This is a genomic window from Comamonas sp. FG99, from assembly GCF_057808605.1.
Map to the genome: position 1 here is coordinate 1 of NZ_JBMDII010000002.1, position 23,474 is coordinate 23,474.

At 68.1% G+C, this 23,474-nt stretch carries 21 protein-coding genes and 1 pseudogene; 11 read left to right on the forward strand and 11 right to left on the reverse strand.

The genetic code is table 11. From position 1 onward, the window contains the following. Positions 1-80 precede the first annotated feature (80 nt). Positions 81-860 carry an AraC family transcriptional regulator gene (locus tag ACODRX_RS01465; protein WP_488869260.1) on the reverse strand — a complete coding sequence of 260 codons (780 nt, stop codon included), beginning with the start codon at positions 858-860 and terminating at the stop codon, positions 81-83. 102 nt (positions 861-962) lie between these two features. Between ACODRX_RS01465 and ACODRX_RS01470 the strand changes: the two genes are divergently transcribed. Continuing rightward, entirely contained in the window at positions 963-2,192 is a 1,230-nt protein-coding gene (locus ACODRX_RS01470) for an MFS transporter (protein WP_488869261.1), read from the forward strand. Positions 2,193-2,199: 7 nt separating this feature from the next. Here the strand turns inward: ACODRX_RS01470 and ligA are convergent, their stop codons facing one another. From ligA to ACODRX_RS01495, 5 genes are all read right to left on the reverse strand, one after another. Next, positions 2,200-4,269: an NAD-dependent DNA ligase LigA gene (ligA, locus tag ACODRX_RS01475; RefSeq protein ID WP_488869262.1), complete on the reverse strand. Its 2,070-nt coding sequence runs from the start codon at positions 4,267-4,269 to the stop codon at positions 2,200-2,202. Positions 4,270-4,340: 71 nt separating this feature from the next. After that, positions 4,341-5,498, reverse strand: a complete 1,158-nt coding sequence (locus ACODRX_RS01480) for a cell division protein FtsZ (RefSeq protein WP_488869263.1) — start codon at positions 5,496-5,498, stop codon at positions 4,341-4,343. 33 nt (positions 5,499-5,531) lie between these two features. Beyond that, positions 5,532-9,059, reverse strand: a complete 3,528-nt coding sequence (gene smc, locus ACODRX_RS01485) for a chromosome segregation protein SMC (protein WP_488869264.1) — start codon at positions 9,057-9,059, stop codon at positions 5,532-5,534. 185 nt (positions 9,060-9,244) lie between these two features. Further along, complete coding sequence (locus ACODRX_RS01490; RefSeq protein ID WP_488869265.1) at positions 9,245-9,703, reverse strand: GNAT family N-acetyltransferase; 459 nt, start codon at positions 9,701-9,703, stop codon at positions 9,245-9,247. Continuing rightward, positions 9,700-10,587 carry a LysR family transcriptional regulator gene (locus ACODRX_RS01495; RefSeq protein WP_488869266.1) on the reverse strand — a complete coding sequence of 296 codons (888 nt, stop codon included), beginning with the start codon at positions 10,585-10,587 and terminating at the stop codon, positions 9,700-9,702. The genes ACODRX_RS01490 and ACODRX_RS01495 overlap by 4 nt, the downstream gene beginning before the upstream one ends. Positions 10,588-10,716: 129 nt before the next feature. Here ACODRX_RS01495 and ACODRX_RS01500 point away from each other — a divergent pair, with 129 nt between their 5' ends. The 6 genes from ACODRX_RS01500 to mmsB are packed head-to-tail and all read left to right on the forward strand — an operon-like array spanning position 10,717 to position 15,619. Beyond that, the gene (locus ACODRX_RS01500) at positions 10,717-12,240 is read left to right on the forward strand and encodes a CoA-acylating methylmalonate-semialdehyde dehydrogenase (RefSeq protein WP_488869267.1); all 1,524 of its coding nucleotides are present in this window, start codon (positions 10,717-10,719) and stop codon (positions 12,238-12,240) included. After that, entirely contained in the window at positions 12,237-12,644 is a 408-nt protein-coding gene (locus tag ACODRX_RS01505) for a lysozyme inhibitor LprI family protein (RefSeq protein WP_488869268.1), read from the forward strand. Before ACODRX_RS01500 ends, ACODRX_RS01505 begins: the two co-directional genes overlap by 4 nt. Continuing rightward, positions 12,641-13,807 (forward strand): acyl-CoA dehydrogenase family protein, encoded by a 1,167-nt coding sequence (locus ACODRX_RS01510; RefSeq protein WP_488869269.1) that lies wholly within the window; start codon positions 12,641-12,643, stop codon positions 13,805-13,807. The genes ACODRX_RS01505 and ACODRX_RS01510 overlap by 4 nt, the downstream gene beginning before the upstream one ends. Positions 13,808-13,814: 7 nt before the next feature. After that, positions 13,815-14,258 (forward strand): TfoX/Sxy family protein, encoded by a 444-nt coding sequence (locus tag ACODRX_RS01515; protein ID WP_488869270.1) that lies wholly within the window; start codon positions 13,815-13,817, stop codon positions 14,256-14,258. A 13-nt stretch (positions 14,259-14,271) separates the two neighbouring features. Further along, a complete protein-coding gene (locus tag ACODRX_RS01520) occupies positions 14,272-14,691 on the forward strand; it encodes a DUF488 domain-containing protein (protein WP_488869271.1) in 420 nt (139 codons plus the stop codon). A 31-nt stretch (positions 14,692-14,722) separates the two neighbouring features. After that, the gene (gene mmsB, locus ACODRX_RS01525; RefSeq protein ID WP_488869272.1) at positions 14,723-15,619 is read left to right on the forward strand and encodes a 3-hydroxyisobutyrate dehydrogenase; all 897 of its coding nucleotides are present in this window, start codon (positions 14,723-14,725) and stop codon (positions 15,617-15,619) included. Positions 15,620-15,621: 2 nt separating this feature from the next. Here the strand turns inward: mmsB and ACODRX_RS01530 are convergent. The 3 genes and pseudogenes from ACODRX_RS01530 to ACODRX_RS01540 all read right to left on the reverse strand — a co-directional run. After that, positions 15,622-15,732: pseudogene (locus tag ACODRX_RS01530) on the reverse strand (LysR family transcriptional regulator); the annotation flags it as partial. Between the two features lie 11 nt (positions 15,733-15,743). Then, the gene (locus ACODRX_RS01535; RefSeq protein WP_488869273.1) at positions 15,744-16,436 is read right to left on the reverse strand and encodes an NADPH-dependent F420 reductase; all 693 of its coding nucleotides are present in this window, start codon (positions 16,434-16,436) and stop codon (positions 15,744-15,746) included. Between the two features lie 7 nt (positions 16,437-16,443). After that, positions 16,444-17,997 carry an MFS transporter gene (locus ACODRX_RS01540; protein WP_488869274.1) on the reverse strand — a complete coding sequence of 518 codons (1,554 nt, stop codon included), beginning with the start codon at positions 17,995-17,997 and terminating at the stop codon, positions 16,444-16,446. On the opposite strand from ACODRX_RS01540, the gene ACODRX_RS01545 reads away from it, so the two are divergent. The 4 genes from ACODRX_RS01545 (at position 17,996) to trpB (ending at position 20,849) form a co-directional block, all read left to right on the forward strand. Then, positions 17,996-18,136 carry a hypothetical protein gene (locus ACODRX_RS01545; protein ID WP_488869275.1) on the forward strand — a complete coding sequence of 47 codons (141 nt, stop codon included), beginning with the start codon at positions 17,996-17,998 and terminating at the stop codon, positions 18,134-18,136. The genes ACODRX_RS01540 and ACODRX_RS01545 overlap by 2 nt on opposite strands. A 3-nt stretch (positions 18,137-18,139) precedes the next feature. Further along, on the forward strand, positions 18,140-19,012 hold the full coding sequence (locus ACODRX_RS01550; RefSeq protein WP_488869276.1) for a LysR substrate-binding domain-containing protein: 873 nt from the start codon (positions 18,140-18,142) through the stop codon (positions 19,010-19,012). 146 nt (positions 19,013-19,158) lie between these two features. Continuing rightward, positions 19,159-19,554, forward strand: coding sequence for a DUF3224 domain-containing protein (locus tag ACODRX_RS01555; protein ID WP_488869277.1), 396 nt, complete (start codon positions 19,159-19,161; stop codon positions 19,552-19,554). A gap of 86 nt (positions 19,555-19,640) precedes the next feature. Beyond that, complete coding sequence (gene trpB, locus ACODRX_RS01560) at positions 19,641-20,849, forward strand: tryptophan synthase subunit beta (RefSeq protein WP_488869278.1); 1,209 nt, start codon at positions 19,641-19,643, stop codon at positions 20,847-20,849. Positions 20,850-20,861: 12 nt separating this feature from the next. Here the strand turns inward: trpB and ACODRX_RS01565 are convergent, their stop codons facing one another. Next, positions 20,862-23,006 (reverse strand): xanthine dehydrogenase family protein molybdopterin-binding subunit, encoded by a 2,145-nt coding sequence (locus tag ACODRX_RS01565; protein ID WP_488869279.1) that lies wholly within the window; start codon positions 23,004-23,006, stop codon positions 20,862-20,864. A 13-nt stretch (positions 23,007-23,019) separates the two neighbouring features. Further along, positions 23,020-23,466 carry a (2Fe-2S)-binding protein gene (locus tag ACODRX_RS01570; protein WP_488869280.1) on the reverse strand — a complete coding sequence of 149 codons (447 nt, stop codon included), beginning with the start codon at positions 23,464-23,466 and terminating at the stop codon, positions 23,020-23,022. Positions 23,467-23,474 lie beyond the last annotated feature (8 nt).

Here is a 23,474-nt window from a genome sequence, read left to right on the forward strand (position 1 = left end):
CTTGCTCCTCAGGTTGCACACCAGTCGGATTGACGAGAGGTTTTGCAGACCTTCCCTAGCAGCTATCAAAAAATCAAATATCAGCGAAAAAATCCACTCGGCGTCTGTCCGAACTGGCGCTTGAACATGGTGGCGAAGGCGCCGGGGCTGTCGTAGCCCAGGGCCAGCGCGACCTCGATCACCTTCTCGCCCTGCGCCAGCCGCTCCAGCGCCTGCAGCAGGCGCGCCTGCTGGCGCCAGCGGCCAAAGCTCATGCCGGTGTCGCGCGCGAACAGGCGCTGCAGGGTCTTGGGATTGAGCTGCAGGCGCGCGGCCCAGTCGTGCAGCGTGGCGGCGTCGTCGGGGCAGCGCTGCAGCTGCGTGCAGATGCGCTGCAGCCGGGCATCGGCCGGCTTGGGCAGGTGCATGGGCAGCACCGGCAGAGCCTGCAGCTCGTCGAGCAGCAGGCGCATCAGGCGGCCGTCGCGCGAATCGGCCGCATAGGGCGTGGCCACGGCCATCGCCGCGCGGATCAGCTCGCGCAGCAGCGGCGAGATGCCCACCACCTGCGCCTGCGTGGCCAGCGCGGGGGCGGCGTCGGGCCGCACGTACAGGCTGCGCATGTGCACCTCGCCCACATGGCGCACCTGGTGCACCATGCCCGCCGGCATCCAGATGCCGCGCGTGGGCGGCACGATCCACTGCCCGCCCTCGGCCACCACCACCATCACGCCCTGCACCGCATGGATGAGCTGGTGGTGCAGCGCATGCACATGGTCACCGGTGGTGCTGCCGGCGGCGTAGTCGGTGGCACGGCAGGTGACCGGCAGCAGGCTGCGGTCGAGTTCGGCCTGCGAGAACGGGGTGGGGAGCGTGGGCATGGCGATGTCCTTTTCGCGAAGACTTGCGGCCAAATGGCGCAAGACAGGTCGCGGGCGACAGCCTAACATGCGCGGGAATCTACTGATGTGAGTCCTGCCACCATGTCCACCGTCCTTCCCGCCGCGGCTTCCGCGGCCGCCTCCTCCACCCTGCCCCAGCCGCAGCCCGGCGCCGCGCCCAGGGCCGCCTTCGGCGTGCTGGGCGCCATCAGCGCCTCGCACCTAATCAACGACATGATGCAGTCGCTGATCCTGGCCATGTACCCGGTGCTGCAGGGCAATTTCCAGCTGAGCTTCGGGCAGATCGGGCTGATCACGCTCACCTACCAGCTCACCGCCTCGGTGTTCCAGCCGCTGGTGGGGCTGTACACCGACCGGCGCAGCACGCCCTACTCGCTGCCGGTGGGTATGTGCTTCACGCTGTGCGGCCTGCTGCTGCTGGCCTTTGCGTCGAGCTTTGGCATGGTGCTGGTGGCGGCATCGCTGGTGGGCACCGGCTCGGCCATCTTCCACCCCGAGTCGTCGCGCGTGGCGCGCATGGCCTCGGGCGGCAGGCACGGGCTGGCGCAGTCGCTGTTCCAGGTGGGCGGCAACACCGGCAGCGCGCTGGGGCCGCTGCTGGCGGCCGCGGTGGTCGTGCCCTTCGGCCAGCACAGCGCGGCCTGGTTCGCGCTGGCGGCACTGGCGGGCATCGTGCTGCTGACGCGGGTGAGCCGCTGGTATGCCGGCCAGCGCCGCGCGGCCAAGGCGGCGCCCAAAGTGCTGGCCACGCTGCCGCGCAGCACGGTGCTGGGCGCGATAGCGGTGCTGCTGGTGCTGATCTTCTCGAAGTATTTCTACATCGCCGGCATCTCCAGCTTCTACACCTTCTACCTGATCCACCATTTCGGCGTGTCGGTGCAGAACTCGCAGCTGCTGCTGTTCGTGTTCCTGTTCGCCTCGGCGCTGGGCACGCTGGGCGGCGGCCCGCTGGGCGACCGCATCGGCCGCAAGCCGGTGATCTGGGCCTCGATCCTGGGCGTGGCGCCATTCGCGCTGCTGCTGCCGCATGCCAACCTGTTCTGGACGGTGGCGCTCACGGTGCTGATCGGGCTGGTGCTGTCGTCCGCGTTCTCGGCCATCCTGGTCTATGCGCAGGAGCTGATCCCGGGCAAGGTGGGCATGGTCTCGGGCCTGTTCTTCGGCTTCGCCTTCGGCATGGGCGGCCTGGGCGCCGCGGTGCTCGGCCTGCTGGCCGACCGCACCAGCATCGACTATGTGTACCAGGTGATCGCCTACCTGCCGCTGCTGGGCGTGGTGGCGGCCCTGCTACCGAAGGTGAAGAAGGCCTGAGCCTCGATCAGCCGGCCAGCAGCTTGCGCATGCCGGCCTCGTCGAGCACCGGCACGCCCAGCTCCTCGGCCTTGGCGAGCTTGCTGCCGGCATCGGCGCCGGCCACCACGTAGCTGGTCTTCTTGCTGACCGAGCCCGCCACCTTGGCGCCGGCGGCTTCGAGCAGGTCCTTGGCCTCGTCGCGGCCCATGGTGGGCAGGGTGCCGGTCAGCACCACCGTCATGCCGGCCAGCGGCTGCGCCGGCCGCTCGGCGGGCTCGCCCTCGGGCCAGTGCACGCCAGCGGCGCGCAGCTGCTCGACCACCTCGCGGTTGTGCGGCTGGGCGAAGAAGGTGTGCAGGCTCTGCGCCACCACCGGGCCCACGTCGTGCACCTGCAGCAGCTCCTCCTCGGTCGCGTCCATGATCGCGTCGAGCTTGCCGAAGTGCTTGGCCAGGTCCTTGGCGGTGGTCTCGCCCACGTGGCGAATGCCCAGGCCGAACAGAAAGCGCGGCAGCGTGGCCTGCTTGGAATGCTCCAGCGCCGCGAGCACGTTCTGGGCCGATTTCTCGGCCATGCGCTCCAGGCCCGACAGCGTGGCGATGCCGAGCTTGTACAGGTCGGGCAGCGCGCGCACCACCTGGCCGTCCACCAGCTGGTCAACCAGCTTTTCACCCAGGCCCTCGATGTCCATCGCGCGGCGCTGCGCGAAATGCAGTATGGCCTCCTTGCGCTGCGCCGGGCAGAACAGGCCGCCGCTGCAGCGGTGGTTGGCCTCGCCCTTCTCGCGCACCACGGCGCTGCCGCAGATGGGGCAGGCCTCGGGCATATGGAAGTTGGGTACATAGGCCGCACCCTCGCCCGCGGCCTCGACCTTGCCCACCACCTCGGGGATCACATCGCCCGCGCGGCGCACGATGACCGTGTCGCCGACACGCACGCGCTTCTTGCGGATCTCGAAGATGTTGTGCAAGGTGGCATTGGTCACGGTGACGCCGCCGACGAACACCGGCGCCAGCCGCGCCACCGGCGTGAGCTTGCCGGTGCGGCCCACCTGCACGTCTATGCCTTCGAGCCGGGTGGCCATCTCCTGCGCCGGGTACTTGTGCGCCACCGCCCAGCGCGGCTCGCGCGAGACGAAGCCCAGCGCGCGCTGCAGATCCAGGCGGTTGACCTTGTAGACCACGCCGTCGATCTCGTACGGCAGGCCGGCGCGCTCGGCGCCCATGCGCTCGTGAAAGGCCACCAGCTCGGCCGCGCCGTGCGCAATGCAGACCTGCGGCGCCACCGGAAAACCCCAGGCCTTGAGCTGCATCAGCATGCCGTAGTGCGTATCCCAGTTCGGCGCCGACACCTCGCCCACGCCATAGGCGAAGAACGACAGCGGCCGCTGCGCGGTGATGCCCGAGTCGAGCTGGCGCACCGCACCGGCCGCGGCATTGCGCGGATTGACGAAGGTCTTGCCGCCCGTGGCCTCCTGGCGCGCGTTGAGCGCCGCGAAATCGGCGCGGCGCATGTAGACCTCGCCGCGCACTTCAAGCACCTGGGGCACGCCCTCGGGCAAGAGCAGCGGAATCTGGCGGATGGTGCGGATGTTGTGCGTCACGTCCTCGCCGATCTCGCCGTCGCCGCGCGTGGTGGCCTGCAGCAGGCGGCCGCCCTGGTAGCGCAGGTTCATGGCCAGGCCGTCGAACTTGGGCTCGGCCGCGTATTCGAGCGGCGCGTCCGCTTCATCCAGGCCCAGCTCCTTGCGGATGCGCGCATCGAAGGCCTCGGCGCCGCTGGCCTGGTTGTCGGTCTCGGTGCGGATGCTGAGCATGGGCACCGCATGGCGCACCGGCGTGAGGCCGTCGAGCACCGCGCCGATCACGCGCTGCGTGGGCGAGTCGGGGGTGATGAGCTCGGGGTGGGCCTGCTCCAGCGCTTCGAGCTGCTGGTAGACGCGGTCGTACTCGCCATCGGGCACGCTGGGCGCATCCAGCACATAGTATTCGTGCGCCCACTGGTTGAGCTGGGCGCGCAGCGCTTTCATCTTGCTGGCCGCCTGCGCTTTGTCGTCGGGCGCTGGGGCCGGGAAAAGGTCAAAATTCTCAGCCATGGGGCTTTACTCCGGAAAGGCCAAAAACAAAGGCTGCCCGGTGGCAGCCTTGGCCTGCACTGCATTGTCTTCTAGCTGAACAGGCGCCGCGCCGCCAGCGAGCCGGCCGCGAGATCGCGCTCTTCGAGCTGGTCGTACAGGTTCTCCAGATCCTGCGCTATCGGGTCCACCACCATCACCGGCAGCGGCGTGCCGTTCTGGTCGCAGATCACGCCGTCCATCTCGCCGCACAGGGCCTCGGCGGCGGCGCGCATCTTCTCGAAGGGCTTTTCGTCGCGGCTCACATGCGGCACGTCCAGGCTCAGCAGCACTTCGCGCAGCGGGGTCTGCTCGGGGTCGTCGGCGAGCGCCGCCTGGGCATCGAAGGAAAGCGCCAGGATCGGCGGCATCTGCGCGATGCTCGACGCCATCACCATGCGGCCCGGGCCGGCCTGCACGAAACCGTGCTTGGCGGCGATCTGCATCACGTAGCCGGGGCTCCAGGTGGCGCGCTTGGCGCGCAGCATGAAGGCGAGCTGGGCATCGTGCTCGCTGGCGAACTGGTCGAGCTCGCGGGCGCGGGCCACTTCCTGCAGCATGTCGGGCAGGTCGGGCGAGGCGCCGATGGCATCGGCAAAGCGCTGCACCTTGTTGACGAATTCGGAGAACTCGATCTCGTTCATGGGGCCGTGGCGGTTGGCCAGCTGGATGCCGGCCTGAAAGCCCACGTAGCGCTGGCCGGCCTGCGGCATCTCCCACTGCTTGCCGGCTTCGTTCATGCCTTCTACGTTGAAGGCCTTGTTGCCGGCGCGAAAGCTGCTGGGCATGGCCGCCAGCGCGGCGTCGCCCGAGACCACGCCATCGGTGTGCAAGGTGGCAATGGCATCGGTGAGCACATCGAGGATCTGCTGGCGGTCGCCCAGGAAGTACGCGGGCGGTGTGCCGGGGGCGGTGCCGCGCGCGCCCGCCGGCGCGGCCGGTGCAGCAGCCACGCCCGCGTCGCCGTCCCAGGCCGGCTCGGCGCCGAACAGCGGGTCTGCCGCCGCTGCCTCCGCGCCCTCGCGCGTGCCGGCGCTGCCGTCGAGCACCGGGTCGAACCGGCTGGGCGCGGGCGCGGCCGCCGGCGCCTCGGCGAAGTCCTGCCGCGGCTTGCGCGGCGCGTTGCGGCGCGACGACCAGGTGGTGTAGCCCACGTACAGCACCAGGATCACCCCGAAGGTGATGGCCAGACCCAGTTGGAAATTGCTCATAGATTCTTGTTGCTAAAACGGTGTCAGGCGGTGTCAGGCGGCTTCCGCCATGGATAGCGCGGACTCCATGTCCACCGCCACGATGCGCGAAACGCCTTGCTCCTGCATTGTTACACCAATCAGTTGCTTGGCCATTTCCATCGCGATCTTGTTGTGGCTGATGAACAGGAATTGGGTGCCGCTGCTCATCGCGGCCACCAGCTTGGCATAGCGCTCGGTGTTGGCGTCGTCCAGCGGCGCATCCACCTCGTCGAGCAGGCAGAACGGCGCGGGGTTGAGCTGGAAGATGGCGAACACCAGCGCGATCGCGGTCAGCGCCTTCTCGCCACCAGACAGCAGGTGGATGGTCTGGTTCTTCTTGCCGGGCGGCTGCGCCATCACCTGCACGCCCGAGTCCAGGATCTCGTCGCCGGTGATGATGAGCTTGGCCTGCCCGCCGCCGAACAGCTCGGGGAACATGCGGCCGAAATGGCCGTTCACCGTGTCGAAGGTGCCCGACAGCAGCTCGCGCGTCTCGGCGTCGATCTTGCGGATCGCGTCCTCCAGCGTGTTCATCGCCTCGGTCAGGTCGGCGGTCTGCGCGTCGAGGAAGGTCTTGCGCTCGCGCGCGGCGTTGAGTTCGTCGAGCGCGGCCAGGTTCACCGCGCCCAGCGCCTGGATCTCGCGGTGCAGCCGGTCGATCTCGCCTTGCAGGCCCGACAGGCGCACATTGCCCTCGGTGATCGACTGCGCCACGGCTTCGAGATCGGCCTCGGCCTCGGCCAGCAGCGTGGTGTACTGCTCCAGGCCCAGGCGCGCGGCCTGTTCCTTGAGCTGGAATTCGGTGATGCGCTGGCGCAGCGGCTCGAGTTCGCGCTCGAACTGCACGCGCCGGTCGTCGCTGCCGCGCAGCCGGGCGGTGAGGTCGTCGTATTCGCTGCGGCGCGCGGCCAATTCCTTCTCGCGCTCCATCTTCACCGCCAGCGCGTCCTGCAGGCCGCCCTGCGCGGCCGCGTCGTTCAGGCGCAGCTGCTCGGCCTGGGCGCGCTCTTGCTCGCCGGCCAGCGCGCGGGTCTGCTGCAGCGCGGTCTCCATGGTGCGGTTGAGCTCGGCGCGGCGCGCATCGAGGCTGCGCTGCGAGAAGGTGGCCTCCTGCGCCTGGCGCTCCAGGCTGCGCAGCTGCTCGCGGGCGGCATTGAGCTTGCGCTCGGCCTCGTAGGCCTGCTCGTCCAGCTGGGCATGGCGCTCCTGGCTGTCGGCCAGCTGCATGTCCAGCTCTTCGAAGCGGGCCTCGGCGGCCACGCGCCGCTCCTGGATCTCTTCGAGCTGCCCAGCGACTTCCGACAGGTCGGCGTCGATCTGCGCACTGCGTGCGCGCGCCTGCTCGGCCAGCTGCGTCTGGCGCAAGAGCTCCACCTGCAGCTCGTGCGCGCGGTTCTTGGCCTCGCCGGCTTCGCGGCGGGCCGAGGCCAGATGGCTCGAGGCCTCGGCATAGGCGGCCTCGGCCCGCACCAGCGCATTGCGGGCCTCTTCGCCGATCAGCGCCTGGGCGCGCAGCTCTTTTTCGAGGTGCTCGATCTCCTGCGCCCGGGCCAGCATGCCCGACTGCTCGGAGTCCTGCGCGTAAAAGCTCACGCTGTGGCTGCTGACCGCGTGGCCGCTGGGCACGAAGATGGCCTCGCCGGCCTGCAGCTGGGCGCGCTGGCCCAGCGCCTCGTCGAGCGAGGGCGCGGTGTAGCAGCCGTGCAGCCAGTCCACCAGCACCGCGCGCAAGCCGGCGTCGTGCAGGCGCAGCAGGTCGGAGAGCTGCGGCAGCCGCGCGCTCGATGCCGCGCCCGGCGCCGCCGGCGGGCTGTAGAAGGCCAGGCGCGCGGGCGGCGCATCCTGCGCGCCGGCGCCGAGAAAGCCGCGCACCATGTCGAGGCGGCTGACCTCAAGCGCCGCCAGGCGCTCGCGCAGCGCGGCCTCGAGCGCGTTTTCCCAGCCCGGCTGGATATGGATGCGGCTCCACAGCCCTTGCAGGCTGTCGAGCCCATGCTTGGCCAGCCAGGGCTGCAGCTTGCCGTCGGTCTTGACCTTTTCCTGCAGCGCCTTGAGCGCGTCCATGCGCGCGGCGAGCTCGGCCTGGCGGGCGCCCTCGTGGTTGACCTGCTGCTGCTTTTCGCGCCGCGCCTCGTCGAGCAGGGGCAGGCTCTCTTGCAGCTCGGCCAGGCGGGCCTCGGTGATTTCGGCGCTCTCGGCGGCCTCGTTGTTTTGCTGGCGCAGGTTGGCCAGGCGCGCCTCGTCGGGCGCGGCCATGGCGTTGCGGTCGGTACGCAGGCGCTCATGGCGCGTATCGAGCTGGCGGGTCTGCTCGTCCAGGCTGCGCTGCTCGGCCGCGAGCACCTGGATCTGCTGCTGCACCTGGGTGACCGTGCCGCGCTGCTCATTGGCGCGCTGCTGGGCCTGGCGCAGCGTCTCTTCCATATCGGGCAGCTGCTGGTGCTGCTCTTCGAGCTGGGCGGCCAGCAGCTCGGTCTTTTCCTCGGCATCCATGCCCTGGCCGGCCAGGGTTTCCAGCTCGGCCTCGGATTCGTCCTTGCGCACCGTCCACTGCGCGATCTGCTCGGTCAGCTGGGCCAGGCGCTGCTCCACGCGCTGGCGGCCCTCGACCACGTAGCGGATCTCGGCCTCGAGCCGGCCCACCTCGGCGGTGGCCTCGTACAAACGGCCCTGCGCCTGGTTGACCTGGTCGCCGGCGGCGTAGTGCGCCTGGCGGATGGATTCGAGATCGGCCTCCACATGGCGCAGGTCGGCCATGCGCGCCTCCAGGTCGTTCACGGCCTTGAGCCCCTCGGCGCGCACCTTTTCCTGGTCGGCCTCGGCGTCCTGCCGCTTCAGGAACCACAGCTGGTGCTGCTTGAGCGTGGCGCTGGCGTTGAGCGCGTTGTAGCGGGCCGCGATCTCGGCCTGCTTTTCGAGCTTTTCGAGGTTGGCGTTGAGCTCGCGCAGGATGTCCTCGACCCGGGTCAGGTTCTCGCGCGTATCGGTCAGGCGGTTCTCGGTCTCGCGGCGCCGCTCCTTGTACTTGGAGACGCCCGCCGCCTCTTCGAGGAACAGGCGCAACTCTTCGGGGCGCGACTCGATGATGCGGCTGATGGTGCCCTGGCCGATGATGGCGTAGGCGCGCGGCCCCAGGCCCGTGCCCAGGAACACGTCCTGCACGTCGCGGCGGCGCACCGGCTGGTTGTTGATGAAGTAGCTGCTGTTGCCGTCGCGGGTGAGCACGCGCTTGACCGCGATCTCGGTGTACTGGCTCCACTGGCCGCCGGCGCGGTGGTCGGCATTGTCGAAAGTCAGCTCCACGCTGGCGCGGCTGGCCGGCTTGCGGCTGGTGGTGCCGTTGAAGATCACGTCCTGCATGGACTCGCCGCGCAGCTCGCTGGCCTTGGATTCGCCCAGCACCCAGCGCACGGCGTCCATGATGTTGGACTTGCCGCAGCCGTTGGGGCCCACCACCCCCACCAGCTGGCCCGGCAGCAGGAAGTTGGTCGGTTCCGCGAAGGATTTGAAACCCGCAAGCTTGATGGAGTTGAGGCGCACAGTGCTTCAGCATGGGGTGGCGGTCCACCCGGGGAAGAAAACAGCGGGCAATGATACCGTGCCCGCCACATGGCCAGCCCGGAAACACCGGGGCGCGGCGCGGCTTTGGTTAACTTATGTTGCAGTGCAGAAGATCAGGCGGCACACCCAAGCTGACTCCGCACCCTCAGAACGTGTTTACGATCTCAGGCATTCTCGCCACCACCCCGCACCAGCGAATAGCGCTCGATATCCGTGCGCAGGCGCCAGCCCCGGCGCGCCCAGTAGGCCTGCGCCGCGGTGTTGCTGCGCAAGACATCGATATGGGTCTTGAGAATGCCCAGTGGCTCCAGCGCATCGAGGCAGGCCCGCACCAGCGCGCCGGCGATGCCCTGGCGGCGCCAGGGCGGCAGCACCGCCAGGTGCTGCAGATACCCGCGCCGCCCATCGTGCCCGCACATGACGCAGCCCACGATGCGGCCTTCGGCCACGGCCACGAAGCTCAGCCCCGGGTTGCGCGCCAGATAGCGCGCGGTCGCCTCCCGCCCGTCGGCGTCGCGCAGCGATACACCCGGGGTTTGCCGCATCAGATCCAGCACCGCGTCGTAGTCGGCGATGGACATGCTGCGGACCTGGTAGGCAGGCGATGCTGCGGCGCGGCTCATCTCAGCAAGTCCCCCACCTGCGCCTGCACCACCGCCTGGATCGAGCGCCAGACCGCCTGCACGCGGCCGGCGGAGCGCAGCTCGGGTGGCATCGACATCCAGAAGGTGCGGGTGAAGCGCGCCTGCTCGGGCAGCACGCGCTGCAGCAGCGGGTCCTTGTCGGCCAGGAAGGCCGGCAGCACGCCCAGGCCGGCGCCGGCGCGCACGGCGGTGTACTGCGCGAGGATGCTGGTGCTGCGAAAACTGTAGCGCTGCGGGCTGCACAGCGTCTCCAGCAGCTGCAGCTCGCGGGTGAAGAGCTGGTCGTCCACATAGTTGACGAAGCTGTGCGGCACCAGGTCGGCCAGGGTCTGCACCAGCGGCTTCCTGGCCAGGTATTCGCGCTGGCCATAGAGAAACAGGTGGTAGTCGGCGAGCTTGCTGGTGACCACCGTGTCGCGCGCGGGCCGGTCCAGCGAGATCACGATGTCCGCCTCGCGCCGCGACAGGTGGAACATGCGCGGCACCGCCAGCAAATCGATGGTGAGCTGCGGATGGCGCATGGCCAGCTGCGCCAGCTGCGGCGCCAGGATCTGCGTGCCGAAGCCTTCCGTCACGCCGATGCGCACCACGCCGCTGGGCTGGCCCGGGTCTTGCGGCGCGGCGCAGACCACGCCGCGCACGATGGCATCCATGGCCTCGGCCTGCGGCTGCAGCTGGCGGCCCGCGTCGGTGAGCTTATAGCCGCTGCCCTCGCGGGTGAACAGCGTGGCGCCCATCTGCTTTTCCAGCGCCTGGATGCGCCGCGACACGGTGGTGTGCTCCACCCCCAGGCGCTTGGCCGCCCCCACCAGGGTGCCGGCCTGCACCAGGGCCCAGAAATAACGCAGATGATCCCAATCCAATCGAGTCTCCTCGCCTTGCAGGCGTTTCGTTGTGCAAATATGCAGATATTTTCTGCAGCATTGTCTATTGTCACGGCGTTTTTGCACAAATACCATGCTCCAATCCGCTCAAGACACCAGGAGACACCCATGAACGCTACCACCCCCGCCGGCGTACTCGCCCCCACCGTCAAGCTGCTGATCAACGGCAAGCTGGTCGAATCCGAGACCACGCAATGGCGCGACGTGGTCAACCCGGCCACGCAGCAGGTGCTGGCCCGCGTGCCCTTTGCCACGCCCGCCGAGGTGAATGCCGCCGTCGCCAATGCCAAGGAGGCATTCAAGACCTGGCGCAAGACGCCCATCGGCCAGCGCGCGCGCATCTTCCTGAAGCTGCAGCAGCTGATCCGCGAGAACATGAAGGAGCTGGCCGCGATCCTGACGGCCGAACAGGGCAAGACCCTGCCCGACGCCGAGGGCGACGTGTTCCGCGGCCTGGAGGTAGTGGAGCATGCCGCCGGTATCGGCAACCTGCAGCTGGGCGAGCTGGCCAACAACGTGGCCAACGGCGTGGACACCTACTCGGTGCTGCAGCCGCTGGGCGTGTGCGCGGGCATCACGCCCTTCAACTTCCCGGCGATGATCCCGCTGTGGATGTTCCCCATGGCGATCGCCACCGGCAACACCTTCGTGCTCAAGCCCTCCGAGCAGGACCCGATGGTCACCATGCGCCTGTGCGAGCTGGCCCTCGAAGCGGGCGTGCCGCCCGGCGTGCTCAACGTGGTGCACGGCGGTGAGGACGTGGTCAACGCCATCTGCGACCACCCCGACATCAAGGCCATCAGCTTCGTGGGCAGCACCCGCGTCGGCACCCATGTGTACAACCGCGCCAGCCTGGCCGGCAAGCGCGTGCAGTGCATGATGGGCGCCAAGAACCATGCCATCGTCATGCCCGACGCCAACCAGGAGCAGACGCTCAACGCCCTGCTGGGCGCGGCCTTCGGCGCGGCGGGCCAGCGCTGCATGGCGGTGTCCGTGGCGGTGCTCGTGGGCGATGCGCAGAAGTGGATTCCCGAGCTGGTGGAAAAGTCCAAGACGCTCAAGGTCAGCGGCGGCACCGAGCCCGGCACCGACGTGGGCCCGCTGGTCTCGTGCGCGGCGCTGTCGCGCGTCGAGAGCCTGATCGAGCGCGGCCTGGCCGAAGGCGCCACGCTGGAGCTCGACGGCCGCAAGCCCCAGGTGGCCGGCTACGAGAAGGGCAACTTCGTGGGCCCCACGGTGTTCAGCGGCGTCAAGCCCGGCATGAGCATCTACGAGCAGGAAATCTTCGGCCCCGTGCTATGCCTGGTGGCCGCCGACGACCTGGACCAGGCCATCGCGTTCATCAACGCCAACCCCAACGGCAACGGCACGGCGCTGTTCACGCAGTCGGGCGCGGCGGCGCGCAAGTTCCAGGAAGACATCGACGTGGGCCAGGTCGGCATCAACGTGCCGATCCCGGTGCCGGTGCCGCTGTTCTCGTTCACCGGCAGCCGCGCCTCCAAGCTCGGCGACCTGGGCCCCTACGGCAAGCAGGTGGTGCTGTTCTATACCCAGACCAAGACGGTGACCGAGCGCTGGTTCGACGACAGCACCACCAGCCATGGCGTGAACACCACCATCAGCCTGAAGTGAAGCGCCGGCTCCACGCAGCCGCCCTCCATACCGCCCTGCTCGCTGGCTTGCTGGCCGGCGCTGCCCAGGCGGCCAACGTGGCGGCGGGCGCCGATGCGGCCGAATGCAAGCCCAACGGCAACCAGCAGGAGATGAACGCCTGCGCGGCGCGCGATTTTCGCGCCGCCGATGCCGAGCTCAATATCCGCTACGGCGAGGTGATGGCTGCGCTGTCGCCGCAGCAGCGGGTTGCGCTGCGCACGCAGCAGCGTGCCTGGCTGCGCGGCCGCGATCCGGCCTGCACCCGTGCGGCCAAGGCCTACGAAGGCGGCTCCATCTGGCCGCTGGTGTTTCACCAATGCCTGGAAAAATCAACCCGCAAAAGAACTGCCGAACTTGACCGCTGGAAGGGAGGGCAACCATGAATTTCGAACTCTCCGAAGAGCAACGCGCCTTCGCCGACACCGCCCGCGCCTTTGCCCAGGACCAGCTGGCGCCGCATGCCGCCGAATGGGACCGCGCCGGCATCTTCCCCCGCGAAGCCATCGCCAAGGCCGGCGAGCTGGGCTTTTGCGGCCTGTATGCGCCCGAAAGCATAGGCGGCCTGCAGCTGCCCCGGCTCGACGCCACCCTGGTCTTCGAGGAAATGGCCGCGGTCGACCCCAGCACCACGGCCTTCATCACCATCCACAACATGGCCACCTGGATGCTGGGCAGCTGGGGCGGCGACGAGCTGCGCGCCGAATGGGGTGAGCAACTCACCAGCGGGCGCAAGCTCGCCAGCTACTGCCTGACCGAGCCCGGCGCGGGCTCGGACGCCGCCTCGCTCAAGACCCGAGCCGAGCTGGTGGGCCACGAATACGTGGTCAACGGCGCCAAGGCGTTCATCAGCGGCGCCGGCAGCACCGACGTGCTGGTGCTGATGGCCCGCACCGGCGACGCCGGCTCGGGCGCCGGCGGCATCAGCGCCTTTGCCGTGCCGGCCGATGCCGAAGGCGTGAGCTACGGCAAGAAGGAAGAAAAGATGGGCTGGAACAGCCAGCCCACGCGCGTGATCAACTTCGACAACGTGCGCATTCCCGCCCGCAACCTGCTGGGCCGCGAGGGCGAAGGCTTCAAGATCGCGATGAAGGGGCTGGACGGCGGGCGCATCAACATCGCCACCTGCTCGGTCGGCGCCGCCCAGGGCGCGCTCACCCAGGCCCAGCAGTACATGCACGAGCGCAAGCAGTTCGGCAAGGCCATCGCCAGCTTCCAGGCGCTGCAGTTCAAGCTGGCCGACATGGCGACCGAGCTGGTCGCCGCGCGCCAGATGGTGCGCCTCGCCGCCACCAAGCTCGACGCCGGCGCGCGCGACGCCTCCACCTACTGCGCCATGGCCAAGCGCTTTGCCACCGACGCCGGCTTCATGGTCTGCAACGAGGCGCTGCAACTGCACGGCGGCTACGGCTACATCCGCGAGTACCCGCTGGAGCGGCTGATGCGCGACGCGCGCGTGCACCAGATCCTCGAAGGCACGAACGAGATCATGCGCGTGATCATCGCGCGGCGTATGCTGGAGGGCGACGCCCCCGAAGCCATCCGCTGAACCAGCCATGCCCGCCAAGCCCCTCTCCCCCGACACCCTGCTGCTCATCGATGCGCTGCGCGAGGCGCTGGCCACCCGAGCCCAGCACGGCGGCGATGTGCAGGAGCGCACGCTGTTCGGCAGCTACTGCTTCTTTGTGGACGGCAAGCTGTGCCTGGGCGTGAAGCATGGCGAGCTGCTGGTGCGCCTGCCGCCCGAGCGGCATGCAGAGTTTCTGGAGATGCAGAACACCCGCGAGCTGTCGCCCGGTGGCGGCATGCTGGGCTACTTCTGGGTGGAGCCCAACGGCTTTGCCACACGCGAGCACTGGCAGTTCTGGCTCGACGCAGCGCTGGCCTACAACCCGCGCGCCAAGGCCTCGCCACGGCGCAAGACCGCCGCCAAGGCTGCGGCCCCATCCAAAACCGCCGCCGGCCGCAAGCGCCACAGCGTGTTCGACAGCGACTTGTAGGAGCCCCACCGCCATGCCCATCCGCATCGTTCGACTCGGCACCCCGCGCAGCCCGGGCGAAGGCCTGCGCATAGGCAGCGTGCGCCGCCCGCCGCGCGGCGTGCCCAAGGCCGAGTTCGCCAGCCGCGACTACTACGACGTGTGGTATCCCGAACTCTCGCCCGAGCCCGACACCATGCAGCTCGCGCTGCAGTCGCACCACCTGCAGGACCAGGGCCAGGCCGCCGAGGCCGGCAAGCTGTGGCAGCAGTTCGACAAGCTGTTTCGCAAGCAGCTGGCCGAGGCGCCCGCCAGCCGCACGCTCGACCTGCTGGCCGCGCTGTCGCGCCATGCCGCGTTCTCGCTGGGCTGCTATTGCGAAGACGAGGCGCGCTGCCACCGCAGCATCCTGCGCAGCCTGCTTGCAGACAGGGGCGCAGAGATCAAGGACTGAATTCTTTTCAACATAGACAGGAGACAAGCACATGCAAATCGCATTCATCGGCCTGGGCAACATGGGCGCGCCCATGGCCATCAACCTGCAAAAGGCCGGCCACCAGGTCAAGGCCTTCGACCTGTCCAAGGACGCCTGCGCCAAGGTGGCCGCCGAGGGCGCGCAGATCGCCGCCAGCGCCCAGGATGCGGTGCAGGACGCCGAGGTCGTCATCTCCATGCTGCCCGCGAGCCAGCATGTGAAGGACCTGTACCTGGGCACCGCCAGCCAGACCGGCCTGCTGGCCAACATCGCCGAGGGCGCGCTGGTGATCGACTGCTCGACGATTGCCGCCGCGGCCAGCCAGATGGTGGCCCGCGCGGCCGATCCCACCGGCATCGCCTTCATCGATGCGCCGGTCTCCGGCGGCACCGGCGGCGCGATTGCCGGCACCCTCACCTTCATGGTGGGCGGCAAGGCGGCCGACCTGGAGCGCGCCCGCCCGCTGCTCGAGAAGATGGGCAAGAACATCTTCCACGCCGGCGACGTGGGCGCGGGCCAGACCGCCAAGATCTGCAACAACATGCTGCTGGGCATCCTGATGATCGGCACCAGCGAGGCGATCGCGCTGGGCGTGGCCAACGGGCTCGACCCCAAGGTGCTGTCCGAGATCATGCGCCGCAGCTCGGGCGGCAACTGGGCGCTGGAGGTCTATAACCCCTGCCCCGGCGTGCAGGAAAACTCCGCCGCCACGCGCGGCTACACCGGCGGCTTCGGCACCGACCTGATGCTCAAGGACCTGGGCCTGTCGCAGGAAAGCGCCATGGCCGTGAAGGCCAGCACGCCGCTGGGCGGCATGGCGCGGGCGCTGTATGCGGCGCACAGCATCGCCGGCCATGGCGGCGAGGACTTTTCGAGCGTGATCAAGATGCTGCAGAAAAAAGCATGATTCTTGATGGAGCCGGAGAGCAGCGATCGCTCAACAGGCAATCGCTCGGCGACGCGGGCGAAGTGAAGCTCTTCGGCGACGGCTAAAAGGGATGGAAGATGGCGCAGTTCCACACACCATCCTCCTACGCATCACGCCATCGGGCGCGGATGCCTCGTTGATGGCGCCAATGTCCCTCGGGCATAAGCCCGTCCCTTGTCGTCGCAGCCAACCCCTCTATCAGCATCGCCCTATTCAGGGGCACACAATAGACAGGCCTGCGCCGCTCGAATTTCCAACCATCTGCAAGCATCCCGGCATCGATGGCGTCATAGCCGATCTGGTCAAGGAATTCGATGGCCGTTTTCTTCGCACTCAAGTCGTCGCCAGCGACAGGGAGCGCACGGCGATCCTTTGCTCCAGCCGGCCGCGCATCGGACACGATTTCTTCGACGAGAATCGAATTCAACGTCTTGACCACGTGCGACTTCGGAAGATGCCTGGCCAAAAGCTCCGCCGTCGTCAGCTCCCCACGCTCCAGCTCTGGAATGCGCCCAAACTGAGGAAAGTAGTTCTGCGGATTGAGGACGACCTTTCCCTCCAGCGATTCTGCCGGAATGGCCCGCCAGGCTTGCAGCGGGATGGCGGCAAAGGCGATATCCCCGAACTCTGCCGCCTCGGCCACGCTTCCTGTCTCGCAACCCATTGCATCGCGCAACCCCGCAAGGGTATGTGGCCCGCGTGAGTTGCTCATCATGACGCGATGGCCCGCCTTGACGGCCAGCCAACCCACGGCCTGCGCCATAGGGCCGGCACCGATGATTCCGATATTCATCATGTCGCCCCTATGCCGATTGGCCCTGTGTGGCGCTGCCATCGCGCCGCGCGGCCTTGCCCGGTGAGAAGACGAAGCAGCTGGCGAGCGCCAGCACGAAGACGCTGATGGCGCCATACACCATCACCCAGCCGGATCCCGCCACCAGTGCGGTATTGATCGCGTCCTGAGGCGAAGCGACGTTCACCAGCCATCCCGCGTTCTGCTGCGCGAGCGTCACGTCGCCCGCCGCGATCTTTTCCGCGAAGTGGCGCAGCTCGGTCGTTTCCCCCAGGCCCAGCGCTTCGCGCAGATGGGCCATGACGCCCTGCACCAGCACGAAGCCCATCACGGCGATATTGAAGGCCAGCGAGATCATCCGCGCGCTGGTGTCCGCGCCGGACGCCATCCCGACCCGCTCCGCCGCGACGGAAGCGGTGATGGTGTTGGTGGCGGTCGTGTTGGTCAGGCCCAGGCCGATGCCGGCCAGCACGCAGCCCGGCAGGATCAGCCAGCCCGGCTGCGCGGATACGCTGCCGATCTTCATCAGCACGAAGCCCAGGCCGATGGTGGACATGCCCAGCGGGATCACGATGCCGGGCTGCCAGCGCTCCGCCAGGCGCTCGGCCAGCGGCGGAACGAACAGCGTGGGCAGGGTGTAGGCCAGCAGCGCCAGTCCCGTCTGCACACTGTCATACCCCAAGCCCACGTGGAAGTAGATCGGCAGGTAGATGATGAAGGGCCAGAAGCTGAAGTTCTGCCCCATCGAGCCCAGCAGCGCACCCGAGAAGTTGCGCACGCGGAATACCGAGAACTCGATCATTGGCCTGGCACTGACGCGCTCGGCCACGATGAAGCCGACCAGGCTCAAGGCGGACAAGCCGATGATGCCCAATGCCGCAGGGCTGCCGAAGCCGAGCACCGGCCCTTGGGTGACGAACAGCACGAGGCAGAACACGGCCACCGACAGCGTGACGATGCCGGCGATGTCCAGGCGCGTCGCGTGCGGATCACGCGATTCCTGGACACCAGCCCGAGTCAGCAGCAAGGTCACGACGGCCAGGGCGACGTGGATCAGAAACACCCATTCCCAATTCGCCAGCGCCAGGATCGCACCGCCCACGATGGGGCCGAATCCCAGGCCGGCGCCGAAGACGATGCCCCACCAGGCGAAGGCTTTGCCGCGCTGCTCACCATCCCGGAACTGGGTGGACAAGATGGCGATCTGGCAGATCAGCATCATGGCCGCGCTCAGGCCCTGGAAAAACCGGGCCACGATCAGCACGGCGGCGCTTTGCGTCAGGCCACACACCAGCGAGGTCATACCGAAGGCGACGATGCCGATGGTGAAGACGCGCTTGCGGCCATAACGGTCGGCCAGGGTTCCGACGGCCATCAGGATCGTGGTCATGGCGATGGTGTAGGCCGCCATGACCCATTGAAGCTGCCGAAAGCTCGCCCCCATGACCTGCTCGATGGTGGACAGGATGGGCGGCACGCTGGAGATTTCCAGGCCCAGCATCAATGCGGACAGGCAGACGGCAGCCAGAGCAAACACACCCTGGCGCGAAGTTGAGGGAGTCATGAATACCTTCCAAGAGACCTATGTAAAAGCCTGCCAACGCGAAAAATGCACGCGCGGCATCTCAGGAAGAATGCTAGGAAGCCATCATCTATTTGACAACGGTATGATTGAACATATCAGAGACAACAAATTTGGATGATTAATGAGCCGCTCAGCCTTGGATGTGGAGTCGATGCAAGCGTTCGTCGCCATCGCCGACTTTCAGAGCTTCACCAAAGCCGCCGAAGCCTTGGGGACGACCCAAGGCGCCATCAGCGTCAAGCTCAAGCGCCTGGAAGAACGCCTCGGCCACAAGCTGATCGAGCGCACGCCCCGGCTGGTTCGCCTGTCAGCACAGGGGGCATCGTTCGTCAACCCTGCACGTGAGTTCATTGCCGCGCACGACCGCGCGATGGCGGCCCTGTCCTGCGAATGCCGTCGGTTCCGCCTGGGCATTGCTGAACACGTCGCTGGGCCCGAAGTTCCTACATTGCTGGCCCGGCTGAACGAGCGCGACCCGGCCTTGACCATCGAAGTTCGGCTGGAAAACTCGCACAGCCTGCTCAGTGCCTTCGATGGCGGCGAGCTGGATGCGGTGATCGTTCGCCAGGAAGACCATCGCCGTGATGGTGAAGACTTGGGGCCGGAGCACTTTGGCTGGTTTGCGGCGCCGGGCTTTCATCAACAGCCTGGCCAGCCGTTGCGCTTGGCGGCGCTGGCCCCTTGCTGCGGTGTGCGCGACATTGCAACCCAGGCCCTTACGTCCGCTGGTATCGAATGGAGCGAGGTGTTTGTCGGGGGTGGCCATGCCGCCGTCATGGCCGCTGTTTCCGCAGGTTTGGCAGTGGCCGCGTTCTCCTGCCGGTTGGCGCCGGTCGATACCGTCGAGGTCGGTCAGCGCTTGGGCCTGCCAGAACTGCCGTCGTCACGGATCGTGCTGCATTCGACGCTCACGGATCGGCGTTCTCGTGAAGCCCTGCGGACGTTGGCTGCGGCGTATAGAGAGCATCGAACTGTTAAGGCGCATGCGGGTTGACCGGCAAAATCGCCTGCGGCAACGGCGCACTGGATTTCTCCAGCACCATCCAAAGCCTGCAAAATCGCTGCCCAGCCACTGCCTGCGGCCACACCCGGTGCATGGCTTACCATGCACCTTTTTCACGCATTCCATCGGAGTCCGACATGCTCAGTATCACCGGAACCTTTGAAGTACAGCTACGCCCGCTGGCCGCCCATGCACAGGGCAGCGATGGCATCAGCCTCGGCCGCATGTCCATCGACAAGCAATTCCATGGCGAATTGCAGGCCGCCAGCCAGGGCGAGATGCTCAGCGCCGGCACGCCGGTGAAGGGCTCTGCCGGCTATGTGGCCGTGGAGCAGGTGCACGGCACGCTCGCCGGCCGGCGCGGCAGCTTTGTGCTGCAGCACTTCGGCACCATGGACAAGGGCCAGCCCCGGCTCGTGCTCGAAGTGGTGCCAGACTCTGGCACCGGCGAGCTGGCCGGCCTGTCTGGCCAGATGGCCATCCGCATCGAGGGCGGCCAGCATTTCTACGACTTCGAGTATGGGCTGGCCTGAGGGGCCTTCCGCCGCCTGCACTTCGACTACATTGCCCGCACGCCTCTGGCGCCCCAATATCAACTACGCATAGAGACAACCCAGACATGACCACCACCCTCGCCTTCGCCCCCATGCCCGATGCCGACGGCTTCTTCGGCCCCTACGGCGGCCAGTTGGTGCCGCCGCACCTCAAGCAGGCCATGGACGACATCAACGCCGCCTATGCCGAGATCACCCAGCGCGAAGACTTCCAGCAAGAGCTGGCCCAGCTGTTCGCCGACTACGTGGGCCGGCCCAGCCCCATCTTCCACGCCCGGCGCCTGTCGGCGCAGCTCGGCGGCGCGCAGATCCACCTCAAGCGCGAGGACCTGAACCACACCGGCGCGCACAAGATCAACCATTGCCTGGGCGAGGCGCTGCTGGCCAGGTTCATGGGCAAGAAAAAGGTCATCGCCGAAACCGGCGCCGGCCAGCACGGCGTGGCCCTGGCCACTGCCTGCGCCCTGGTGGGCATTCCCTGCGAGATCCACATGGGCCAGGTGGACATCGAGAAGGAACACCCCAACGTCACCAAGATGCGCATCCTGGGCTGCAAGCTCGTTCCCGTCACGCGCGGCGCGGCCACGCTCAAGGAAGCCGTGGACAGCGCCTTCGAGGAATACCTCACCAACCCCAGCGACTACCTCTACGCCATCGGCTCGGTGGTGGGCCCGCACCCGTTCCCGATGATGGTGCGCGACTTCCAGTCCATCGTCGGCCGCGAGGCGCGCGAGCAGTTCCTGGCCAAGCACGGCAAGCTGCCCGACCATGTGGCGGCCTGCGTGGGCGGCGGCAGCAATGCCATGGGCATGTTCACCGCCTTCCTGAACGATGCGGAGGTGAAGCTGGTGGGCGTGGAGCCCTCGGGCGAAGGCGTGGACAAGCCCGGCCGCCATGCGGCCACGCTGAGCATGGGCAAGCCCGGCGAAATCCACGGCATGAAGTGCTACGTGCTGGAGAACGCCGACGGCACGCCGGCCGCGGTGCACAGCATTGCCTCGGGTCTGGACTATCCCGGCGTGGGCCCGCAGCACAGCTACCTCAAGGATCTGGGCCGCGTGCAGTACGAGGCCGTCAGCGACAAGGAATGCCTGGACGCCTTCATGCAGCTGTCGCGCGTGGAAGGCATCATCCCGGCACTGGAGAGCGCCCACGCCGTGGCCTGGGCCATGCGGGTAGCGCCCACGCAGGCCAAGGACCGGCACATCCTCGTCAACCTCTCGGGCCGCGGCGACAAGGATGCCGACTACGTGGCCCGCGTGCTGGGGCTTTGAGCCCCGGCTGGCCTATGCCAGCGCATAGCCATGGCGCGACAGCGGCAGCGAGCGCAGCCGCTCGCCGGTGGCGGCGAACAGCGCATTGGCCAGCGCCGGCGCCAGCGGCGGCACGCCCGATTCGCCCACGCCGCCTATTTTTGCCCCGCTCTCGATCAGCTCGGTCTCTATCGGCGGCGTCTGCGCCAGGTGCAGCATGGGGTAGTCGTGGAAGTTGGACTGCAGCACCTTGCCTTGCTCGATGCTGATCTCGCCGAAGGCCGCGGCCGTCAGGCCCCAGATGGTGGCGCCCTCCAACTGGCGCTGCACCGTGGCCGGATTGATCACGGTGCCGCAGTCCACGGCGCAGACCACGCGGTGGATGGTGATGCGCTTGTCCTGCACCGACAGCTCCACCGCGGTGCCGCAGATCGAGCCCCAGGCCTCGGACAGCGCCAGGCCCAGGTAGCGGCCCGAGGCAGCCTTGCCCCAGCCCGCGCGGCTGGCCAGGCGCCGCAGCAGCTCGGCGTGGCGGGGCTGCTCCTTGAGCAATGCCAGGCGAAAGTCCAGCGGATCGCGCCGGGCCTGGTGGGCCAGCTCGTCGATGAAGCTCTCGAAGAAGAAGCAATTCTGCGTATAGCCCACGCCGCGCCAGAAGCCCGCCGGTATCGCGCTGTTGACCATCGCATAGCGCACGCCGAAATGCGGCAGCGCATAGGGCACGTCCACCACGCCCTCCACCGATTTCGGGTCGACGCCGTTCTTCACCCGCTCGGGGAAGTTGCGGATATAGATGGACGAGCAGGCCAGCCGGGCCTCCAGCGCCAGCACGCCGCCGCCCTCGCCCAGCACCGCCGCAAAGCGCGCGGCTGCCGCCGGGCGGTAGAAGTCCTGCTGAATGTCCTCCTCGCGCGACCAGATCAGCTTGACCGGGCGCCTGGCCGCCTGCGAGGCCAGCGCCGCCTGGATGAAGATGTCGAACTCCTCGCGCCGCCCGAAGCCCCCGCCCACGAAGGTGGAGTGCACCGTGATGCGCTCGGCCGGCAGGCCCAGGTGCGGCGCCAGGCGCGCGGCGATCTCGCCGCAGACCTGGGTCGGGCCCCAGATCTCGGCCCGGTCGGCGCGCACATCGGCGGTGGCGTTGATCGGCTCCATGGTCGCATGGGCCAGGTACGGCACCTCGTATTCGGCCTCCACGCGCTGGGCGCTCTGGCGCAGCGCGGTTTCAGGATCGCCAATGCGCCTGGCCACGGTGTCGGTCTGCGCCGCGGCGCTGCGCAGTTGGGCCAGCATGGCCTTGCTGTCCACCAGCGGGCCCTCGGGCGCTTGCCAGTCAAGCTGCAGCTTGGACAGGCCCTGCTTCGCCGGCCAGTAGCTCTCGCCCAGCACGGCCACGGCGCTGCCGGTCAGCGGCACGACCTGGTGCACGCCCTTGACCGCCAGCGCTGGCTTGTCGTCGAAGGGCTTGAGCCTGCCACCGCGCACCGGGCTGGCCGCCACGGTGCCGATGAGCATGCCGCGCACCTTCACATCCACGCCAAAGACTGCGCTGCCGTTGGTCTTGAGCGGAATGTCCAGCCGCTGCACCGGCTGGCCGATGAGCTGCCACTCGGGCCTGGGCTTGAGCGCGATCCTGGCCACGTCGGGCCGCGGCAGCAGCGCCGCCTTGGGCGCCAGCTCGCTATAGCCCAGCATGCGCCCGCTGGCCGCATGCAGCACGCGGCCGCGCACCGCGGTGCATTCGGCGGCGCTCACCTTCCATTCGCGCGCGGCGGCCTCCACCAGCATCAGGCGCGCGGCCGCGCCTATGCGGCGCAGCGGCTCGAAGGACCAGCGCGACGAGGTGCTGCTGGCCGTGGCCTGCACCTTGAACATGCGGTTGGCATAGACCGGGTCGGTGGGCGCGATCTGCGCGCGCACCTGGCGCCAGTCGCATTCCAGCTCCTCGGCGATCAGCATCGGCGCCGAGGTGTACACGCCCTGCCCGATCTCGGCCGAGGGCACCATGATGGTGACCGTGCCGTCGGGCGCTATGCGCAGCCAGGCGTTGACATCGTCCGGGTCGCGGGCCGGCTGGCCCTGGGCCGCGGCAACCGGCAGCCTGAAGCCCAGCACCAGGCTGGCGGCCGCGCCGCCGGTCTTGAGGAAGTCGCGGCGATTCACTTGCATTGCTTGCATGGCGGCGCCCTCCTCAAGCCTTGGCGGCGCGCAAGATAGCACGCTCCACCCGGGGATAGGTGCCGCAGCGGCACACGTTGGTCATGGCCTCGGCGATCTCGGCCTTGGTGGGCTGGGGCTTGTCCTTGAGCAGCGCGGCCGCGGCCATGAGCATGCCCGACTGGCAGTAGCCGCACTGCGGCACCTGCTCGGCGATCCAGGCCTGCTGCACCGGGTGGGAGTTGTCGCTGGACAGGCCTTCGATGGTGGTGATGCGCGCCTTGGCCACGGCCGACACCGGGGTGATGCACGAGCGCAGGGCCTTGCCATCCACATGCACCGTGCAGGCGCCGCACAGGCCCGCTCCGCAACCGAACTTGGTGCCGGTAAAACCCAGGTAGTCCCTCAAAACCCACAGCAGCGGCGTGTCCGCCGCCACATCCAGACGGCGCGAGCGCCCATTTACGTTCAAGGTAATCATGCAATCCT

What these genes read in the sequence shown, in the direction of transcription:
- ACODRX_RS01465 (WP_488869260.1), bottom strand. Translation starts at nt 860, where the DNA reads ATGCCCACGCTCCCCACCCCGTTCTCGCAGGCCGAACTCGACCGCAGC.
- ACODRX_RS01470 (WP_488869261.1), top strand. Translation starts at nt 963, where the DNA reads ATGTCCACCGTCCTTCCCGCCGCGGCTTCCGCGGCCGCCTCCTCCACC.
- ligA (WP_488869262.1), bottom strand. Translation starts at nt 4,269, where the DNA reads ATGGCTGAGAATTTTGACCTTTTCCCGGCCCCAGCGCCCGACGACAAA.
- ACODRX_RS01480 (WP_488869263.1), bottom strand. Translation starts at nt 5,498, where the DNA reads ATGAGCAATTTCCAACTGGGTCTGGCCATCACCTTCGGGGTGATCCTG.
- ACODRX_RS01490 (WP_488869265.1), bottom strand. Translation starts at nt 9,703, where the DNA reads ATGAGCCGCGCCGCAGCATCGCCTGCCTACCAGGTCCGCAGCATGTCC.
- ACODRX_RS01500 (WP_488869267.1), top strand. Translation starts at nt 10,717, where the DNA reads ATGAACGCTACCACCCCCGCCGGCGTACTCGCCCCCACCGTCAAGCTG.
- ACODRX_RS01510 (WP_488869269.1), top strand. Translation starts at nt 12,641, where the DNA reads ATGAATTTCGAACTCTCCGAAGAGCAACGCGCCTTCGCCGACACCGCC.
- ACODRX_RS01515 (WP_488869270.1), top strand. Translation starts at nt 13,815, where the DNA reads ATGCCCGCCAAGCCCCTCTCCCCCGACACCCTGCTGCTCATCGATGCG.
- ACODRX_RS01520 (WP_488869271.1), top strand. Translation starts at nt 14,272, where the DNA reads ATGCCCATCCGCATCGTTCGACTCGGCACCCCGCGCAGCCCGGGCGAA.
- mmsB (WP_488869272.1), top strand. Translation starts at nt 14,723, where the DNA reads ATGCAAATCGCATTCATCGGCCTGGGCAACATGGGCGCGCCCATGGCC.
- ACODRX_RS01535 (WP_488869273.1), bottom strand. Translation starts at nt 16,436, where the DNA reads ATGATGAATATCGGAATCATCGGTGCCGGCCCTATGGCGCAGGCCGTG.
- ACODRX_RS01545 (WP_488869275.1), top strand. Translation starts at nt 17,996, where the DNA reads ATGAATACCTTCCAAGAGACCTATGTAAAAGCCTGCCAACGCGAAAAA.
- ACODRX_RS01540 (WP_488869274.1), bottom strand. Translation starts at nt 17,997, where the DNA reads ATGACTCCCTCAACTTCGCGCCAGGGTGTGTTTGCTCTGGCTGCCGTC.
- ACODRX_RS01550 (WP_488869276.1), top strand. Translation starts at nt 18,140, where the DNA reads ATGAGCCGCTCAGCCTTGGATGTGGAGTCGATGCAAGCGTTCGTCGCC.
- ACODRX_RS01555 (WP_488869277.1), top strand. Translation starts at nt 19,159, where the DNA reads ATGCTCAGTATCACCGGAACCTTTGAAGTACAGCTACGCCCGCTGGCC.
- trpB (WP_488869278.1), top strand. Translation starts at nt 19,641, where the DNA reads ATGACCACCACCCTCGCCTTCGCCCCCATGCCCGATGCCGACGGCTTC.
- ACODRX_RS01565 (WP_488869279.1), bottom strand. Translation starts at nt 23,006, where the DNA reads ATGCAAGCAATGCAAGTGAATCGCCGCGACTTCCTCAAGACCGGCGGC.
- ACODRX_RS01570 (WP_488869280.1), bottom strand. Translation starts at nt 23,466, where the DNA reads ATGATTACCTTGAACGTAAATGGGCGCTCGCGCCGTCTGGATGTGGCG.